The 18625-nt window shown below is 61.2% G+C and carries 20 protein-coding genes; 1 reads left to right on the top strand and 19 read right to left on the bottom strand.

All coding sequences use genetic code 11. The features are described from left to right. Positions 1-37 precede the first annotated feature (37 nt). From ACEN2R_RS12075 to ruvC, 15 genes are all read right to left on the bottom strand, one after another. Positions 38-1714: a formate--tetrahydrofolate ligase gene (locus ACEN2R_RS12075; protein WP_442042496.1), complete on the bottom strand. Its 1677-nt coding sequence runs from the start codon at positions 1712-1714 to the stop codon at positions 38-40. Positions 1715-2027: 313 nt separating this feature from the next. Then, positions 2028-2627, bottom strand: a complete 600-nt coding sequence (locus ACEN2R_RS12070) for an MOSC domain-containing protein (protein WP_442042494.1) — start codon at positions 2625-2627, stop codon at positions 2028-2030. 122 nt (positions 2628-2749) lie between these two features. After that, on the bottom strand, positions 2750-4663 hold the full coding sequence (ftsH, locus tag ACEN2R_RS12065; protein ID WP_442042492.1) for an ATP-dependent zinc metalloprotease FtsH: 1914 nt from the start codon (positions 4661-4663) through the stop codon (positions 2750-2752). 78 nt (positions 4664-4741) lie between these two features. Continuing rightward, a complete protein-coding gene (tilS, locus tag ACEN2R_RS12060; protein ID WP_442042490.1) occupies positions 4742-5995 on the bottom strand; it encodes a tRNA lysidine(34) synthetase TilS in 1254 nt (417 codons plus the stop codon). Further along, complete coding sequence (gene ybgF, locus ACEN2R_RS12055; RefSeq protein WP_442042488.1) at positions 5992-6828, bottom strand: tol-pal system protein YbgF; 837 nt, start codon at positions 6826-6828, stop codon at positions 5992-5994. Before ybgF ends, tilS begins: the two co-directional genes overlap by 4 nt. 11 nt (positions 6829-6839) lie before the next feature. Continuing rightward, on the bottom strand, positions 6840-7370 hold the full coding sequence (gene pal / locus ACEN2R_RS12050; protein ID WP_442042486.1) for a peptidoglycan-associated lipoprotein Pal: 531 nt from the start codon (positions 7368-7370) through the stop codon (positions 6840-6842). An 81-nt stretch (positions 7371-7451) separates the two neighbouring features. After that, positions 7452-8768 (bottom strand): Tol-Pal system beta propeller repeat protein TolB, encoded by a 1317-nt coding sequence (gene tolB / locus ACEN2R_RS12045; protein ID WP_442042484.1) that lies wholly within the window; start codon positions 8766-8768, stop codon positions 7452-7454. 1 nt (position 8769) lies between these two features. After that, a complete protein-coding gene (locus tag ACEN2R_RS12040) occupies positions 8770-9951 on the bottom strand; it encodes an energy transducer TonB (protein WP_442042482.1) in 1182 nt (393 codons plus the stop codon). Between the two features lie 12 nt (positions 9952-9963). Beyond that, positions 9964-10437 carry a protein TolR gene (gene tolR / locus ACEN2R_RS12035; RefSeq protein WP_442042480.1) on the bottom strand — a complete coding sequence of 158 codons (474 nt, stop codon included), beginning with the start codon at positions 10435-10437 and terminating at the stop codon, positions 9964-9966. A 3-nt stretch (positions 10438-10440) separates the two neighbouring features. Next, entirely contained in the window at positions 10441-11136 is a 696-nt protein-coding gene (gene tolQ, locus ACEN2R_RS12030; RefSeq protein ID WP_442042478.1) for a protein TolQ, read from the bottom strand. A 112-nt stretch (positions 11137-11248) separates the two neighbouring features. Continuing rightward, complete coding sequence (gene ybgC, locus ACEN2R_RS12025; RefSeq protein WP_442042476.1) at positions 11249-11638, bottom strand: tol-pal system-associated acyl-CoA thioesterase; 390 nt, start codon at positions 11636-11638, stop codon at positions 11249-11251. Beyond that, on the bottom strand, positions 11635-12258 hold the full coding sequence (locus ACEN2R_RS12020; protein WP_442042475.1) for a hypothetical protein: 624 nt from the start codon (positions 12256-12258) through the stop codon (positions 11635-11637). The genes ybgC and ACEN2R_RS12020 overlap by 4 nt, the downstream gene beginning before the upstream one ends. Before the next feature lie 33 nt (positions 12259-12291). Continuing rightward, complete coding sequence (ruvB, locus tag ACEN2R_RS12015) at positions 12292-13320, bottom strand: Holliday junction branch migration DNA helicase RuvB (RefSeq protein WP_442042473.1); 1029 nt, start codon at positions 13318-13320, stop codon at positions 12292-12294. Positions 13321-13323: 3 nt separating this feature from the next. Beyond that, entirely contained in the window at positions 13324-13992 is a 669-nt protein-coding gene (gene ruvA, locus ACEN2R_RS12010; RefSeq protein ID WP_442042471.1) for a Holliday junction branch migration protein RuvA, read from the bottom strand. Then, the gene (gene ruvC / locus ACEN2R_RS12005) at positions 13989-14519 is read right to left on the bottom strand and encodes a crossover junction endodeoxyribonuclease RuvC (protein ID WP_442042469.1); all 531 of its coding nucleotides are present in this window, start codon (positions 14517-14519) and stop codon (positions 13989-13991) included. The genes ruvA and ruvC overlap by 4 nt, the downstream gene beginning before the upstream one ends. Before the next feature lie 334 nt (positions 14520-14853). On the opposite strand from ruvC, the gene ACEN2R_RS12000 reads away from it, so the two are divergent. Continuing rightward, the gene (locus ACEN2R_RS12000) at positions 14854-15063 is read left to right on the top strand and encodes a DUF1127 domain-containing protein (RefSeq protein ID WP_442042467.1); all 210 of its coding nucleotides are present in this window, start codon (positions 14854-14856) and stop codon (positions 15061-15063) included. 111 nt (positions 15064-15174) lie between these two features. Here ACEN2R_RS12000 and ACEN2R_RS11995 read toward each other — a convergent pair whose 3' ends face one another. The 4 genes from ACEN2R_RS11995 to ACEN2R_RS11980 form a co-directional block, all read right to left on the bottom strand. Continuing rightward, positions 15175-15363, bottom strand: a complete 189-nt coding sequence (locus ACEN2R_RS11995; protein WP_442042465.1) for a hypothetical protein — start codon at positions 15361-15363, stop codon at positions 15175-15177. 265 nt (positions 15364-15628) lie between these two features. Continuing rightward, positions 15629-16498 (bottom strand): 50S ribosomal protein L11 methyltransferase, encoded by an 870-nt coding sequence (locus tag ACEN2R_RS11990; protein ID WP_442042463.1) that lies wholly within the window; start codon positions 16496-16498, stop codon positions 15629-15631. Between the two features lie 66 nt (positions 16499-16564). After that, positions 16565-17215 carry a peptide-methionine (S)-S-oxide reductase MsrA gene (gene msrA / locus ACEN2R_RS11985; RefSeq protein WP_442042461.1) on the bottom strand — a complete coding sequence of 217 codons (651 nt, stop codon included), beginning with the start codon at positions 17213-17215 and terminating at the stop codon, positions 16565-16567. 67 nt (positions 17216-17282) lie between these two features. Beyond that, positions 17283-18524: an MFS transporter gene (locus tag ACEN2R_RS11980; RefSeq protein ID WP_442042459.1), complete on the bottom strand. Its 1242-nt coding sequence runs from the start codon at positions 18522-18524 to the stop codon at positions 17283-17285. Positions 18525-18625: the final 101 nt, after the last annotated feature.

Genomic DNA, 18625 nt, shown 5'->3' with positions numbered 1-18625 from the left:
GTGTGTGATTTGTGCACCCTTAGTGCATCCCTTGTGGCTAGAACAGACCCTCGATTTGCCCCGCTTCGTTCAGCATGATCATCTCGGCCGATGGCACGCGCGGCAGGCCGGGCATTGTCATGATCTCGCCGCAGATCACGACGATGAAACCGGCCCCCGCCGACAGGCGCACTTCGCGCACCGGAATGGTGAATCCGGTTGGCGCGCCGCGGCGGTTCGGGTCGGTCGTGAACGAATACTGGGTCTTCGCCATACACACCGGCAGGTGGCCATAGCCCTGATCTTCCCATGTCTTCAGCTGGTCGCGGATAGATTTATCCGCCAGAACCTCGTCAGCGCGGTAGATACGCTTGGCGACGGTCTCGATCTTCTCGAACAGCGACATCTCGTCGGGGTAAATCGGGGCAAAATTGGACACGCCGCTTTCCGCGATCTCGACCACGCGGTGCGCCAGATCCTCGATCCCTTCAGAGCCTTTGGCCCAATGCTTGCACAGGATCGCCTCGGAGCCCTGGCTTTTCACATAGGCCTTCACCGCCTCGACCTCGGCGTCCGTGTCGGTGACAAAGTGGTTGATCGCCACGACCACCGGCACGCCAAAGGATTTGATATTCTCGATGTGGCGGCCAAGGTTGGCGCAACCGTTCTGCACCGCCTCGACGTTCTCGGCGCCCAGATCGGCCTTGGCCACGCCGCCGTTCATCTTCATCGCGCGCACCGTGGCCACCAGAACCACCGCGTCGGGGGCCAGACCGGCCTTGCGGCACTTGATGTTCATAAACTTCTCGGCCCCCAGATCGGCACCGAAACCCGCCTCTGTCACCACGTAGTCGGCAACGCGCAGCGCGGTCGTCGTGGCGATGACCGAATTGCAGCCATGGGCGATATTGGCAAAAGGCCCGCCATGCACGAAGGCCGGATTGTTTTCCAGCGTCTGCACAAGGTTCGGCTGCATCGCGTCTTTCAACAGCACGGTCATCGCGCCGTCTGCCTTGATATCGCGGCAATAAACCGGGGTTTTGTCACGGCGGTAGGCGACGATGATATCGCCCAGACGCTTTTGCAGATCCTCAAGGTTCAGCGAGAGGCACAAGATCGCCATGACCTCGGACGCGACGGTGATGTCGAACCCGGTCTGGCGCGGAAAGCCGTTGGCAACGCCGCCAAGGCTGGCCACGATGTCGCGCAATGCGCGGTCGTTCATGTCCATCACCCGGCGCCAGACAACGCGGCGGATGTCGATTTCCAGCTCGTTGCCCCAATAGATGTGGTTGTCGATCATCGCCGACAATAGGTTGTGCGCAGAGGTGATCGCGTGAAAATCGCCGGTGAAATGCAGGTTCATCTCTTCCATCGGAACGACCTGCGCGTAGCCGCCGCCGGCAGCCCCGCCCTTCATCCCGAAACACGGCCCAAGCGAGGCCTCGCGGATACAAACCGCAGCCTTCTTGCCGATCCGGTTCAGCCCGTCCCCCAGACCAACGGTCGTGGTCGTCTTGCCCTCGCCCGCAGGCGTCGGATTGATCGCGGTCACAAGGATCAGCTTGCCGTTCTTGCGGCCACTCAGGCCCTCGATGAACGCCTGACTGACCTTTGCCTTGTCGTGGCCATAGGGCAAAAGATGTTCGGTGGGGATGCCAAGCCGCAACCCAATCTCTTGAATCGGCTTTTTCTTTGCTTCGCGGGCGATCTCGATGTCGGACTTAAAGCTCATGTTGTTTCCCTGTTCCGGCGCGTTGGCCACGTTCGTATGCATTGCATATACGGTGCGCCGTTTGCGACACGAGTGGTATTTCCGACATTTCCCCCACTGGAATCGTCTAAACCGCAGTTTGCGTTTCGGATCGGAAACGGGAATGACGTAGGGGCAACGGGTGAACCATTTTGGCGTCCGGCACGTTGGTTCTGCATACGACCCGTGAAATTACGAATGGAGGCCACTATGTCAGCAGCCACACTCATTTTCCACACGACCTTTGCCGTGACGATCCTTGGCGCATCCTGCCTTTTGTCGATGCTGGCCTGATCTAGGTCTGCCGCGCCTCGGCGTAGTAATCCCACGCGCGCTGATCGGGCACATGCAGCGTAACAGTGTCACCAATACGCAGCATCCCTTCCCGCTCGACCCAGGCCAGCACGCCGCGCCGCCCGTTTGCCGCCGTCTTGAACGCCTTGCCGTGACCTGGCGCATCCTCGTCGATCACAGGCGCGGGAAGATGGCAGGGGCGGTTGTGGATATCCACCGTCAGTGTCGTTCCGTCCTGCGTCTGAAGTCGTGATGCAGGCGGAATATGGGTGAAATCGGGTATCCCGCGAATAACAATCGACGCACTGACCCACGCGGGATCAACCGCGTCAACGCCCATGGCGGCGGCGATCAGGTCCAGTTCCTCTGCCGACACCACCGAAAACTGGCGCACGTTGCGGATCGTTGTACCCTTTTTATGCTGCGCGACCACGCGGCTGCACGATGGGCGCGTCAGGCCGGCACGGCTCTCCCCTTCGAAACCGGCAAATGTTGCCATCGCCTCGGTCAGGGGTTCGTTGCGCAAAGTTGCGCTGCGGTCGGTGTTGCGGCCAAGCCAGACGATCTGGCCGGTGAAAGACGTGGGCATCAATGCGGGCATCGCGATCTCCTGTGCTGAGCTCAAATTGACCAAAACCGGCGGGCTGTGCAAGCCACGTTAGGCACAAAGAAAAACCGCCGCAGGGGGACCTACGGCGGTTTATGTTCAAATCTGGTCTGCGATCAGGCTGACGGTTCTGGATCGACCTTGGTAGACTTTGCCTTCGGCTTGGTCTTGGGAATCGACATGATCGAGGTCGTTTCGCCCTTGTCCGGCGTGTCGTCGCTATCGTCGCCACGGTTCAGCGGCTCGCCGGCGATGACCTTGGCGATCTCGATGCCAGTCAGCGTCTCGTATTCCAGCAGTCCCTCTGCAAGGCGCTTCAGGTCGTCGGCCTTTTCGGTCAGAATCCGCTTTGCGGTTTCATAGCCGGTGTCCACGATCTTGCGCACTTCGGCGTCGATCAACTGCTGGGTTTCAGGAGAGTTGCTGGACCCGCCGGAATAGTTGCCCAGATACGACTGCTGTTCGTTCGCATAGTCGATGTTGCCCAGCTTTTCCGACATGCCGAACTGCGTGACCATCGCGCGGGCGATCTTGCTGACCTGCTGGATGTCCGAAGACGCGCCAGATGTCACCTGCTCGGGGCCAAAGATCAGCTCCTCCGCCACTTTGCCACCCATCGCCATCGCGATCTTGGAGGTGTATTTGGTCTTGGTGACCGACAACTGATCCCGTTCGGGCAATGACAACACCAGACCCAGCGCACGACCGCGCGGGATGATGGTGGCCTTGTGGATCGGGTCGTGCTGCGGCACGTTCAGGCCAACGATGGCGTGACCGGCTTCGTGATAGGCGGTCAGCTTTTTCTCGTCCTCGGACATGACCATGCTGCGGCGCTCTGCGCCCATCATGACTTTGTCCTTGGCGTTCTCGAAGTCTTCCATCGTCACGAATCGTCTGCCGATTCGCGCAGCGGCCAGCGCCGCCTCGTTCACAAGGTTCGCAAGGTCCGCGCCAGAAAAGCCGGGTGTGCCGCGGGCGATGATCCGCAGGTCCACATCGGGGCCAAGCGGGGTCTTGCGGGCGTGCACGCCAAGGATCTTCTCGCGGCCCTTGATGTCGGGATTTGGCACCTGCACCTGACGGTCGAAACGACCGGGGCGCAACAATGCGGGGTCCAGAACATCGGGGCGGTTGGTCGCGGCGACGATGATGATGCCTTCGTTCGCCTCGAAACCGTCCATTTCAACCAGCAACTGGTTCAAGGTCTGCTCGCGCTCGTCGTTGCCACCGCCATAGCCCACGCCGCGGCTGCGACCGACGGCGTCGATCTCGTCGATAAACACGATGCAGGGGGCGTTCTTTTTCGCCTGTTCGAACATGTCACGGACGCGGGACGCGCCCACACCAACGAACATTTCCACGAAATCCGAACCGGAAATCGTAAAGAACGGCACGCCGGCCTCGCCCGCAATGGCGCGCGCCAGCAGGGTTTTACCCGTGCCCGGAGGGCCCACAAGCAAGGCACCCTTTGGAATTTTACCACCCAAACGGCTGAATTTCTGAGGGTTTCTCAGGAATTCAACGATTTCTTCCAATTCGTCCTTGGCCTCGTCGATGCCGGCGACATCGTCAAAGGTCACGCGGCCATGCTTTTCAGTCAGCAGTTTTGCCCGCGACTTGCCAAAACCCATCGCGCCGCCTTTGCCGCCGCCCTGCATCCGGTTCATGAAGTAGATCCAGACACCGATCAAAATCACGAATGGCAGGAAGGTCATCAGGATTGCCGAGAACCCCGACTGCTCCTGCGGCTTGGCCGATACGGGAATGTCTTTTGCCAACAGCAGCTCTGTCACCTCGGTGCCTTGCGGCTTGATGGTGACAAAGTCCTGCCCGTCCGCCCCGCGGAACAGAACTTTTTCTCCGTCCAGCGTCACATTGGTGACGGTGCCGCCATCAACGGCAGAGATAAAGTCGGAATAGCTTATCGTGCGGGATGAAATCGTTGACTGTCCGCCGCTGAACAGGTTGAACAATGCCAACACCAGCAGAAACAGTACGACCCAGAATGCGATGTTTCTCGCGTTGCCCAAGGGAGTTCTCCTCAAATCCTTTTGACCGCCCGGAATCCGATCGGCCACGTACCTAAAATAGAGATGAACCGCCCCAGTTCAATGCGATAAAATGCTTAAGAAGAAATGAGTGGGCCCAAGGGCCAATTCTGCGGTCCATTTTTCCGCATTTCCGGCCAAAGGCGCCGCGATCAGATCCGCGCCGTTCCAGATCGACGGAGAGGCCAGAAGGCTGATCCGCTTGCGTCCCGTTTGCCGCCAGTCCGGGCATTGCGCCAACCCCGCCTCGCCCAGAGCGCGCACCGTTTCGCCGGGGCGCTGTGGCCCCGACAGGGTCCAGCGGCCATCCCAGACCTGATCGGGGGCCGACGCCATATCCCTGACCGCGTTCCATTCGCGGGTGATGCGGACGTCTGTCGCGCTGACAACACATAGGCACCCGTGCAGCGCAAAGCTGCGCCCTTCGGCGATGGCCCTGCGCAGGTTGGTTAATCCGGCCTCGCGCGGGCCATAATCCGCCGTCGCGACCCAGCACAGGGCATGGGACAAAAGGCGGCGGTTGATCTCTGCGGGCAGCGCAAGGAATGGCACGCGGTGCAGCACGACATCACCGTCCTCGAGCCGGGCAATGCCGGTTGCCGCCTGATGCGTCTGATGATCCAGCGCCTGACGCGCGGTGCCCATGCGGGCGGCGGTCTGTGTCAGGCCCTGAACGGTGATGCCAAGGGCATCCAGAACCACCAGCGCCTGACGCACCTTGATCCGGTCGAACCGTGTATCCTCGTTCGACGGGTCATCGACCCAGGTCGCCCCGCACTGCGCCAATGCGTCGCGCAAGGGCTGTCGTTCGATCGACAAAAACGGGCGTATCCAGTCGACACCGCCGCGCCGGACCCGCGGCGCCATGCCCGACAACCCGTCAACACCCGCCCCGCGGCCAAGGCGCATCAGCACCGTTTCCGCCTGATCGGTCGCCGTGTGACCAAGGGCGATACAGGGAATACCCCGGTCTTTGGCCCAATCGGTCATCAGCGCATAGCGCGCCCGCCGCGCCTGATCTTGCAGGTTGCCTGTGGGGTCGCGGTCGGTCCAGCGCAGGATCGTGTGATCCACACCCAGCGCGGCGCACAGCCCCGCAACGCCTGCCGCCTCGGTCGCCGAAGCATCGCGCAGCCCGTGATCGACCGTCACCGCCGACACGCGCAGCCCGGACCGCGCCGCCCAGCCGACAGCCGCATGCAACAGCGCGACAGAGTCCCCCCCGCCCGAGACGGCAATCCCGATATGAGACAGGCGAAGCGGCGCGACCGCAGCCCCGAAGGCCTGCGTCAGGTTTTCGATCCCGACGCTCAATTGCAGCTGAGGTTGCGCATCGCCGTTTGCGCCAGCGCGGTCGCGGGCGAGGTCGGGAACCGGACCCCGACTTCTCCCAATGTCACGCAGGCCTCTTTGGTTTGGCCAAGCGCACCCAGCGATGTGCCAAGTTTATATAGCGCATCCGCCGATTTCGGGCCGGACGGCGAGCCACTGAAACTTTCGAGATAGGCGCGCGCCGCCCCCGATGTTTCGCCAAGCTGTTCCAATGCGTCGCCGCGCAGGTAATGCGCCTCGCCGCTTAGCGGACCACCCGGGTAGGTTTCGGTAAAGGCCGCAAACTGGTCAGCGGCGGTGCGAAAGTCACCCGAGGCGAGCGACCCCTGCGCCCGCTCGAAATCGGCTTTCTCTCCGACGGCCAGTTCCGGGCCTGACCCAGCGGGGGCGGCAGGCGGTGGCAAGGCGGCCCCCGCAACAGCTTCGCCGCCCAAAGGCAGTGTTTGCCCGATCGCCCCCAGATCGCCGCCCTCAAGCTCGACCAGCCGGAACTCCAGATCGCCCAGACGGTTGGTGCCGTCGGTGACAACGCGGTTGATCCGGTTTTCAAGCTCTTCGGTCTTGGACGTCAGGCGCTGCAATTCCGCCTCGATCGCATCGACGCGTTGCAAAGGCGTGTTGGGCCCCAAGTTGGCAGAGACGGCCCCCGTCGTGGACAGCTCTGTTTTCAGGCGTTGAACGTCAACGAACAGGATCGAAAGCTCTTGCCGGATGTCGGCAAGGGTTTCGGGCGAGGCTTGCGCATGGGCAGGTGCGGACATAGCCACACCCGCACCGATTGCTGCACTCAGGAATAGCGCCTTCAGGCGGGTCATCGCAGTCTCCGTTAGCTGCCAATACCGGCAGAAATGACCGTGACAGCACGGCGGTTTTTGGAATAGCAGGCCTCGGTCGAACACACCTCCAGCGGGCGCTCCTTGCCGTAGCTGACAACACGCATACGGCTGTTGGCGATGCCCTGGCTTGCAAGATATTCACGCACCGCATTGGCGCGCTTTTCGCCAAGTGCAAGGTTGTATTCGCGTGTGCCCTGCTCGTCGGCGTGGCCTTCGATGATGGCGGCAAATTCAGGGTTGTTCTGCAACCACAACGCCTGACCGTCCAGCGTATTGCGCCCCAGATCGGACACGGTGCTTTGGTCAACCGCGAACAGAACGCGGTCGCCCACTGTCTGCTGGAAATAGGCAACCGAACGCGGATCGTTCGCGCCGCCCAGCATGCTGCTGTCGATACCGGCGGCATTCGCGCCATTCAGGCCGGCGGCATCGCTGCCACCTGCGCCAAAGCGATCAGCGTTCGTGCAGGCCGTGACGGCCAGCGTTGCGATCAGAAAGACCGCCTTGGTCATATGTTTCATCTGCTCTATCCTGCGTTTGTTTCTTGGCTCGATTGCCGAAACCTTACCATTCCCGCCCCCGTTTGAAAACGAGGGTTTTCCCTATTTCAACAAAGGTGACCACGCCGGATCCGACGCGAAGCCTTCGGTTTTGACCTTGTTCAGAACCCGCCCCGAAATATCGACAGAGTAAAGCGCGGGTGCGCCGCCCTCGCCCTGCGTTTCGCGGGTGAACATGATGACGCGGCCGTTGGGTGACCATGACGGCCCCTCGTCAAGGAACGACGCGGTCAACAGCCGCTCTTCGCTGCCGTCGGTCCGCATCACCCCGATATGGAACCGGCCCGCGTTTTGCTTGGTGAAGGCAACGTAATCACCACGCGGCGACCAGACGGGCGTGCCGTAACGCCCCTCGCCAAAGCTGATGCGCCGCGCTTCGCCGCCGCCTGCGGGCATGATGTACAGCTGCTGCGTGCCGCTGCGGTCGGATTCAAACACGATCTGGCTGCCGTCGGGCGAATAGCTGGGCGCGGTCTCGATCGAGGGCGCATTGGTCAGGCGCGTTGGCGTGCCGCCTATGTTCTGGCTGTAAAGATCGGTATTGCCACCAGCGGACAGCGAATAAACCACCGTCTGGCCATTGGGCGCAAAGCGGGGCGCAAAGGTCATTGTGCCCGGTTGTTCGCCAAGCGCGGTGCGACCAACAGTGGCCACATCCAGCAAATAGATCTGCGGAAATCCCGACACATAGGAGGTATAAAGCACCCGGTCGCCATTCGGCGAAAAGCGCGGCGCAAGCACGATAGACGAGCTATCGGTCAGATACTGCACATTCGCCCCGTCATAATCCATGATCGCCAGACGCTTTTCGCGGGCGTTCTTCGGGCCTTTTTCCGATACGTAAACAACGCGGCTGTCGAAATACCCACCCTCGCCGGTGATCCGGCTGTAGACCTGGTCGGCGACCTTATGCGCAATCCGCCGCCAACTGCCCGTGGTCCCGCCCAACTGCATCCCGTCGCCAAGTTCGGTGCCCGAGAACACGTCATACAGGCGGAACTTTACCGTCACGCGCCCGTCGGACCCTGCGCTGACCGCGCCGGTGATCAGCGCTTGCGCATTGATCGCCTTCCAGTCCGCATATTGGACGGGGCTGTCAAAGCTGGTGACGTTCGAGATGAAGGCAGAGGCGGGCAGTTCCCGGAACAAACCGGTCCCCGACAGATCGGCGGCGATCACCCGTGCGATGTCCTGCGCATATTGCGCCGCCGCAGCGTTTTCCGCTATGAAAGCAGGCACCGCAAAGGGCAAGGGCTCGATCACGCCCTCGGTGATCTCGATCCGAAGCGGGCCATTCTGGGCCGCCGCGATTGTAGCACAGCCCAGACAGGCCAGCACGAGGGTCAGGATACGCAACATGTTATTTGATCCTCATTTTTTCGGGGTTAAACGTCATTTCAATATCTTGCCACTCTGCATATTTCTCGCCCGGCAGGTTAAAACCGCTGGCACCGCACCGGATGATCGCACGGCGCGCCGCCTCGAAGGCCTGCCGTGCCGCCCCATCTGATCCGCCATCGTACGAAGCCATCTTGATGCTCGATGCCTCTGGCTTTGCATCCTGCGTCATCGAGACCGTAACGACAACCGTTGTGCCCAATGCCTCTGTCGACAACGAACCGACGTTCCAGCACGCCTGAACCGCCACACGCAGCGCGTCTTTCTCTCCGCTGGTCATCGGCGGACCGGCGGGGGCGGAACTTGCGGCGGGTTTTGCCGCAGCAGCGGGCGTTGCTGTCGCCTCGGACACGGCGGCGGCCACAGCATCCGAGACCGCATCGGCCAACGGATCGGCGGCTGGCGTGGCGGGGGGCACCGGTTTCACAGGTGTCTCTGCCGCCGCGACCTGCGGTTTGGGGGGCGTTGGGCGCGACTTCGGGCGCGACGATGTGCTGGGTGCCAAAGGTGGCGCGGGGACTGCTGCCGCAGGTTTTTCCGCCTCGGTCACAATCTCGGTCGCGGCCTCTTCGGGGGCTGTTGCCTCCTGCGCGGGCTTCGGCTTTTCGGCGGCCGCATCCGGCACGGCCTCTTCCTGCACCGTCTCCGCAACCTTTGCGTCAGGGGCCGGGGCCTCTGCCGCCTTGGGCGCGATCCGGGGGGCCGGCTTTTCCTTCGGGGGGGCGGTGACCTTCGGCAAGGGCGCCACGCTTTGCTCGACCGGGGGCGGAGCGGGCGATGCCGGCGCGGGCTCGACCACCTGCTCTTGTGGCAAAGGCTCTATCTGGCTGGTGTCGGGGGCGGCGTCGGGCTCCGGCTGTGGCTCTGGTTCCGGCGCGGGCTGCGGCGCGGGCCTGGGCGCAGGCGCAGGCGCAGGCGGCGGCGTTTCCTCGGCCAAAGGGGCCTCTTGCACGGGAACGTCATCAGTCGCCTCGGGCGATGGATTGGGTGTGCTGAGCGCGGCAAACTGCTCTCCGGTGATAATCGACACCTCGGCCACGTCCAAAGGACGATCAGGGCGGGGATTGAACAACAATCCACCCATCAGGATCCAGGCAATCAGGGCGCCATGCCCGATCCCAGAGATATAGTTGCCGGTATTCATCAGTCGGATGCCTTATCCGTCGCTGCCATCAAGACGCGGCCCGCCGGTATCGGTCACCAGTCCGATGTTGCGGAACCCGCCCGCATTCAACGCCCCCATGACCTGCACCACTTGTTCGTAAGGAATTGCGCCGTCGGCCCGCAGGAACACTTTGTCGTCCTGACGTTCAGCCGCTATCGCGCGCAGCTTGGCGATCATTTCGGATGGCTGGATCTCGGTGTTCTGGATCATCATGATCCCGTCCAGCGTCAACGTGACCGTCAGCGGCTCTTCTTGTTCTGTCGGCAAACTTGACGCCGCCGTTTTCGGCAGTTCCACCGGAACCCCGACCGTCATCAAGGGTGCCGCGACCATAAAGATGATCAACAGCACCAGCATCACGTCGACAAAAGGCGTGACGTTGATTTCGGCCATGACGGCGGATTTCCCGCGGCGGCGGCCCCTGCGGCCACCCCCGCCCCCTGATTTGATGACACCTGCGCCCATGGCTCAGCTATCCAACTGACGCGACAGGATCGTCGCGAATTCATCGGCGAACGCCTCGTATCCATTGACGATACGGTCACTGTCAGCCGACAGTTTGTTGTAGAAAATGACGGCAGGAATAGCGGCCAGCAGGCCAAGCCCCGTTGCCAGCAACGCCTCGGCGATACCGGGGGCCACAACCGCAAGGTCGGTGTTCTTCGCGATCGCGATTTCCTCGAAAGCGTGCTTGATGCCCCAGACCGTGCCGAACAGACCCACAAACGGGCCGGTCGACCCGACCGTCGCCAGAAACGCCAGCCCGCCGGTCAGCGTCTCGGCTTCCTTGGCGATCGCCACATCCATGGACCGGTCGATCCGCGCCTGCGCACCCGCGATCAATCCACCGTCCTGGCGGTGGCTGCGACGCCATTCCATCATGCCGGACGCAAATATCTTTTCCGATGGTCCGCTTGGTTGCGGCCCGATCTTGTCGAACAGCTCGTCCAACGGCTCTCCCGACCAGAACGCGCGATCAAAGATGCTCGCCTCGCCGCGGGCCTTGCGGAAGGCGATGTGTTTCTGGATGATGATCGACCACGACCAGAAAGACGCGACGATCAACATGATCATCACGAGCTTCACGATAAGGGTAGCACGCATAAAAAGCGCCAGAAGGGAGAAATCAATCTCCTGCGCCATCGCAAGGGTTTCCGTATTCATGTGCCTGCTCGTTTAGGGGGCTGCATTGTCGCAGCTCTGATTACAGGCAGAAATACAGGAAGTTCAGAGGGATTGCCAACACATGCGCGTCATCGGCATCAAAATTCACATATTAGTGTAAGATTAGGCGAATATTCGCTGGTAATCTGGCCGCATGACCCGTTTCCGTCAGACAAACAAGGGTCACGAGCGCCGAAAACAGCACTGTGCCCGCGCGCGTCACCTCCTGCTTCATGACAATGCGGGCACCGGTGACCGCATCCAGCGTCGTCAGCACCACCAGTTCGTCGTCGAATTTGGCAGGCGCCAGATAATCCGCCTCGACACGGCGCACCGCAAACACCAGCCCCTCGTCCCGTTTCAGCGCGGTCTGGTCAATGCCAAGACCCCGCACATATTCCGTTCGCGCCCGTTCGATGAACTTCAGGTAATTGGCATAATAGACGATACCCGCAAGGTCGGTATCCTCATAGTAGACACGCAGCGGAAAACTATGGGTCATCGGGCTTTCTCCATTCTCGCAAACAATCGCAGCGCATGGGACGCATCCCCCGCCGCGACAGGCATAAGCGGATCATAGGCCGCGCGTATGACATTTGCGATATCGGGCCGCAAGATCGCACCCTCCCCCGCCGCAAGCAAGGGAGAGGCACCGGAAAACGCCGTATCGCTCCAAAGCACAATAGCCTGAACCGCCTGCCCCAGCGCGATGGTTTCCGCCGGCACGTCCTGCAAATGCGCGTCCATCCGCACAAAGACAAAGGCCGCCTTGATGCTGCCATCCGGGTCAAACCGGAACACGCGATACTGGTTCGCATCCCCGCTCTGCAACCGCTCGACAAGCGGCCCCAGGTCCGGCACGAGGCGGTCAAGGTTCGGCGTCTCGGTCAGTTCCCGCCAGTCACTGACGAAGAACACCATCAGGTTCGCGCCCAGCTCCGGGTCGGTCTCTGCCATCTTGTGACCGGCCAGCGTCACGACAGCCTCTATCGCGCCTTTCAGCACCGATAGCGTCGCGTCGTCGACCCCGAACACCATAGGCACAATCGGCCTGCCCCAGCGGGCAAACACATAATCCTTGCCCGACCGCGTAAATAGCGCCTGAACCGCCTCTGGCGTCATGCCCGCCCCCCACTTTGTTCCATAAATACTCTCTTACTTGCCGAACAAATCAGATTGTCCGACAGGTTTGGGCGCATCAAGCCCCAGATGTGTCCATGCCTTTTGCGCCAGCATCCGGCCACGCGGTGTGCGCTGGATCAATCCCTGTTGCAACAGGAACGGCTCTATCACCTCTTCCAGCGCATCGCGGCTTTCCGACAGGGCGGCCGACATCGTCTCGATCCCGACGGGCCCGCCGGCATAGTTTTCCGCGATCAGCGTCAGATAGCGCCGGTCGGCACCATCCAGCCCCAGATGATCCACCCCCAGCCGCGTCAGCGCGCTGTCAGCGATCGCCTGCGTGATCCGTCCGTCGCCCTCGACCAGCGCGAAATCCACGACGCGGCGCAACAGCCGCCCCGCGATCCGCGGCGTGCCACGCCCGCGCTTGGCAATCTCGCGTGCGCCTTCGGGGTCGGCGGGAATGCCAAGCATCCGCGCACCACGGGTAACGATCTCGTTCAATTCCTCGACGGTGTAGAACTGCAACCGCGTCGGGATGCCGAAACGGTCACGAAGCGGCGTCGTCAACAGGCCAAGCCGCGTTGTCGCGCCCACCAGCGTGAAGGGCTGCAATTCGATGCGCACCGTCCGCGCGGCAGGCCCCTCGCCGATCACAAGGTCCAGCTCGAAGTCTTCCAGCGCGGGATACAGGATCTCCTCGACCACCGGATTAAGCCGGTGGATCTCGTCGATAAACAGCACATCGCGGGCTTCAAGGTTGGTCAGGATCGCCGCCAGATCGCCCGCCTTGGCCAGAACCGGGCCCGATGTCATCCGGAAATTCACCCCCAACTCTCGCGCCATGATCTGCGCAAGCGTCGTCTTTCCCAACCCCGGCGGGCCGTGAAACAAGGTGTGGTCCATCGCCTCGCCGCGCATCTTGGCGGATTCGATGAAGATTTTCAGGTTTCCGCGCGCCTCTTGCTGGCCGATGAAGTCGTCCAGCACCTTGGGCCGCATCGCGCGGTCGTGGTCCTCTGGCTGGCGCACACCGCGCAGGGTCGGGTCGGGGGTTTCCATGCCCTAGCCCTTTGGTGCCAGCAGCTTCAGCGCTGCGCGGATCAGGGTGGATGTGTCGGACCCGGGGGCATCGCCAGCGGCCTGGGCCACGGCCCCTGCGGCCTCGCCCGGCGCATAGCCAAGGTTGGACAGCGCCGACAGCGCCTCTGCCTGCGCCGAGGCATTGGGGTTCGGGGCGGGGGCGGGCCGGGCCTTGGGCGGGTCGCTTTCGATCACGTCTGCCTGTTCCGTTCCCTGCGCCTGCGCCACGGTGCCGCCCATCGCCATGACGCCGGGCGCTTTGGCTTTCAGTTCCAGCACCACACGCTGGGCAATCTTGGGGCCGACGCCGGGGGCCGCCTTGACCGCGTTCCAGTCGCCAAGGGCAATCGCGCGGCCAACGCCATCGGGGCCAAGCGTGCCCAGTATGGCCATCGCGGCCTTCGCCCCGATCCCCTGAACCGAAATCAGCAAGCGGTGCCATTCCTTTTCGACCAGCGTGGTAAAGCCGAACAACTGCAACAGATCCTCGCGCACCAACAGTTCGGTATAAAGCGCCACCGCCTCGCCCGCCGGGGGCAGGCCGGCCAGCGTCCGGTCAGAGCAATAGACGATATACCCGACCCCGCGCACATCGATCAGAACGTGATCGGTCCCGCGATAGTCGATCCTGCCACTTAGTTTCCCGATCATGCCCCGGCTTTCATCTGTGACCTGTTTTCAGCCTGCAAAAGGGCCGCTGCCAGCCGCCCTGCCGACTTTGCATGATGCGCATGACAAAGCGCAATAGCCAGCGCATCGGTCGCATCGGGCCCCATCAGCACGACACCCGGCAATTGCAGCTTTACCATATGGGCAACCTGCGCCTTGTCCGCGTGCCCGACGCCAACGACCGTCTTCTTGATCGCGTTGGGTGCATATTCACCAACGGTCAGCCCCGCCTGCGCCGGAACCAGCAGCGCAATCGCCCGCGCCTGCCCCAGTTTCAGCGTGCCAGCCCCGTCCTTGTTCACGAATGTCAGTTCCACAGCGGCAGTGTCGGGCGCATAGCGCTGGACCACCTCGGTCATCTGCGTGTGAAGGCTAAGAAGTCGCTGCGCCAGATCATCCCCGACAGAGTGGCAGACCCCGTTCGCCACATGACTGAGTCGCGACCCGTCGACATCGATCAGGCCCCAACCCATGTTCCGAAGCCCCGGATCAATCCCCAAAACCCGCATGCCCTGTCCTGACTCAATAAAGTTGTTTCTTTTTTGACGCAGTAGCACGAAACGCGAACATCCGCCAGTCTTAAGACTTTCTGCAGGATGTTTACTCCATTTTCGCGGCAATCCATAAAATGCGGATGCAATACGTCGCGCGCCTGCCTGAAAACGACATTTGTCGCCTTTGAAGCATGCCCCGGAAACCGACCTTTTTCATCCGAAAGATGCCATGCATAAAACGCATAGTTATTATGCAATCGCACCGTATTGCTGTGCAGAATATTAGCTCCTAGATGACGGTCATCAAGGCAACAGCATAAGGCGTGTTGCGCATTCAAGGACCGCTGAAATGGCAGCTTTTGACACCACCCGCCCTCTGGCCACCGGCTCTTCTTTCGGAAGCCGCCTGTCCAAATTCGTGATGAACACTTTTGCGGCCGTTGCAACCTGGAACGATGCCCGCGTCACACGGTCGTCGCTGTCCAAGCTGACCGACCGCGAGCTGGACGATATCGGCCTGTGCCGTGGCGATATCGAGGCGATCGCAGGCAGCAAGTAGTCGCTGTCGGCATTCCTGTCGTTTTCGACATTGGCAAAAGGCCGCGACCGGATAAAACCGGCGCGGCCTTTCTCGTATGAAATGAATTTTCTTTGAATACCTTTTTAAAATTCACTTAAGAACATTGTGAATTTGATCCGCAACCCAAAGCGTTACAGGGTCGGCCTGCATGACATAGGCGCCGAACTGTTCGACGACAGTGCCGCTTTGCAGCTTTCCAACGCGTTCGGTGTAGGTGATTGCGCCAAGGTTCACATACAGGAACCCTTTCAGACCGAACAAGGCAATCAGCGTCAGCACCAAACCCTTTACGGGAACTCGCGGGCCGCTGCGTCTTGGTCGTGCAATGATAAGGCCGTCATGATTTACAGAGGTAATATACCCCTGCGCCATCTTTCGATGTTTACTGTTCAATCTGGTCAACCGTTTACCGAAATCCTGGAGATTGGCATCAGCCATAACAGCCTCCGAAGGTTCAGGCCCCCGCCCGCATGCCTTTATTAAGACACATTGTGGCAATACTAAGGCAACCCCGTGGATTCAGCCATATAAACAAGGGTTTTCGTTAAAGCTTGCCAAGCGTCAGGGTCGTCCAGTCAACAATCTCTTCACGATGGACCACATTAAATCCATTGCGTGCATAAACGCCCGCAACCTCATCCGCCTGTTCATTCAGAATTCCCGAAAGAATCGCATAGCCACCCGGAACAATGGCCTTGGCCATATCGGGCGACAGCATAATCAGCGGGCCTTTCAGGATATTGGCAAAGACCAGATCGAATGGCGCGGCGCCTGACAGCACAGGGTGGTCGAACCCTGCGGCCTCGACACATGTCACCCGGCCCTCCAGCGCGTTGCAGGCCACATTGGCAACCGCCACATCGACGGCGACCATGTCGATGTCGCTTGCCAGAACCGGATTTGGCCAGATCTTGGCCGCAGCCATCGCCAGAACAGCCGTTCCGCAGCCGATGTCGGCCACGTTCGACCCGACAAACCCAGCCGTTGCCAGACGGTCCAATGCGCGCAAGCAGCCCAGCGTCGTGCCGTGGTGGCCGGTGCCAAAGGCCATCGCGGCCTCGATCAGCAGGGGGATGCTATCCGCGGGGACCTTGTCGGCATCATGGCTGCCATATACGAAAAACCGCCCGGCGACGACCGGGGCCAGATCGCGGCGGACTTTGGCGACCCAATCGGTTTCGGGCAGTTCGGACACCGCGAACGGCGCGGCGTCATAGGCCGCGGCAAGCAAGGCCAGATCGGCGCTGTCCGGTGCCTCGACGAAATAGCCGCCGACCTCCCACAAGCCGCTGCCATCCTCGATCTCGAACACGCCGACGCCGGTGGGTTCCGGTGTCATCATCTCCATCGCCTCGCCCATCGCTTCGGCGGCGTCTTTGTCGGCAAGGGTTGTCAGGGCGGTGTAGGTTGGCATGTCAGCGACCTTTCAAACGGGTTAGGGCGCGGATAGACCGCGCCCCTGCCCCCGTCAAGCCATGCGTCAGGCGTTTGTGCCGATCGGGCAGGTCACGCCTGTGCCGCCGATGCCGCAATATCCCGCCGGATTTTTCGCCAGATACTGCTGATGATACTCTTCGGCAAAGTAGAAGGTCGGCGCATCGGCAATCTCTGTGGTAATCGCGCCAAAGCCCGCCGTGGCCAGACGCGGCGCGTAGCCGGCGCGCGACGCCTCTGCCGCTGTCTTTTGCGCGGCGGTATAGGTGTAGATACCCGAACGGTACTGCGTGCCGCTGTCGTTGCCCTGTCGCATACCTTGGGTCGGGTTGTGCCCCTGCCAGAAAACGCGCAACAGGTCGTCGTAGCCGATGACCGCAGGGTCATAGACCACGCGCACCACCTCGTTATGGCCGGTCTGGCCTGTGCAGACCTCCTGATAGGTCGCATTGGGGGTATATCCGCCCGCATAGCCGACCATGGTGGAATAGACGCCGTCCAGTTGCCAGAAGATACGCTCTACCCCCCAGAAACAGCCCATGCCGAACATCGCCTCCTCCATCCCATGGGGAACATCCAGCGACAAAGGCGCGCCGTTCACAAAATGGGTTTTGGCGGTGGGGATGGCGGTTGCGCGACCGGCAAGGGCGTCCTTGGCGGTGATCATATCGGTTTTCTTGCGGGAAAGGCCGAACATTGCAGGTCTCCTGTTTACGGGGTGCCTTTGTATATAAGCGGGTCCGCGCGATTTTCCACTCTGCGTTCTACTCTGCCGGCAGGGGCAGCGCGCGTGAAAACACCGTCTCGTGACCCTTGACCGGGTGGCGCGGGATCAACATTGCCAGCGCCAGCGACGTTGCCGCCATCCCTGCCGCAAGAAAAAACACGGCCCCCGGCGATGTCACCCAAAGATAGCCCAGGAAGGCCGGCAAAAACACCGCCGCGATGTGGTTGATGGTAAAGGCCACGGCGGCTGTCGGCGCGATGTCTTGCGGGTCGGCGATTTTCTGAAAATAGGTCTTTAGCGCGAAGGCCAGCGAAAAGAACAGATGGTCGATGACATACAGCGTTGCCGCCAGCAGGACACCCCAACCGGCATAGTAGATCCCGCCATAGGCCAGGAACACGCAGATCAGCCCGGCATATTCGAACATCAGCATCCGGCGCTCGCCAAAGAACGCAACGGCGCGGCCCATCAGGGGTGCAAAGATCATATTCGCCAAAAAGTTGATCAGGAACAATGCCGTGACCTCGTGCACCTCAAAGCCGAACTTTTCGACCATCATGAAGGCGGCAAAGACGGTGAAGATCTGGCGCCGCGCACCGGACATGAATTGCAGCGCATAATACAGCCAGTAACGGCGGCGCAGGACAAATGTTTTCAACTGCGGATGTGGCGATTCAAACTGTGGGTAGGCGATAAAGCAGAACAGCGCGATCAGCGCGGTGGTGCCGCCCGCGATCATGTAAACCGTATTGTAAGACAGATCGAACGTCTTCCACGTGGCGACCAGCAGCCCGTAGGACACCAGCGAAGCGGCCGACCCCATGGCGACGATCCAGCCCAAAGTCTGCGGCGCGCGGTCTTTGGGGATCCACTGCAACTGTAGCGACTGGTTGACCGTTTCAAAGTAGTGAAACCCGATAGAGCTGAGCAGGGTCAGCGTCAGAATCCCGTAAAGGCCGGGAAACCACGCGGTCAGCGCCGTGGCACAGCCCAGCAGCGCCAGCGCGATCAACCCCAGCACCTGCTCGCGGATGACCATGATCAGGGCGATTACCCCGATCGCCAGAAATCCCGGAACCTCGCGGACGGTATGAAGCCACCCGATGTGGACCCCGTCGAAATGCGCCACCTCGATGACAAAGTTGTTCAGCAGCGCCGACCATGTGGCAAAGGCGATCGGCATGGCAAAGGCCATGAGGAACAACAGCGTCTGCGGTCGTCGCCACCGCGGAAGATGCCGCGCTTCGGCAAGGGGGAAGGGTGCGAAATGTGAAGCCATCCCTCGCAGATATGCGGAAACCCGAACCTTGGCGAGTGAAACTTGACCCTATGATCTGAATCAATGTCGCCCCTTTGCCATTCTGGCATCAAGCAGCAAAC

It is taken from the genome of Pseudogemmobacter sp. W21_MBD1_M6 (genome assembly GCF_052119585.1).
Classification (GTDB): Bacteria; Pseudomonadota; Alphaproteobacteria; order Rhodobacterales; family Rhodobacteraceae; genus JBGQOJ01.
Note: the sequence above shows the minus strand (reverse complement) of the source record. Positions and strands in the feature narration are given on the sequence as shown.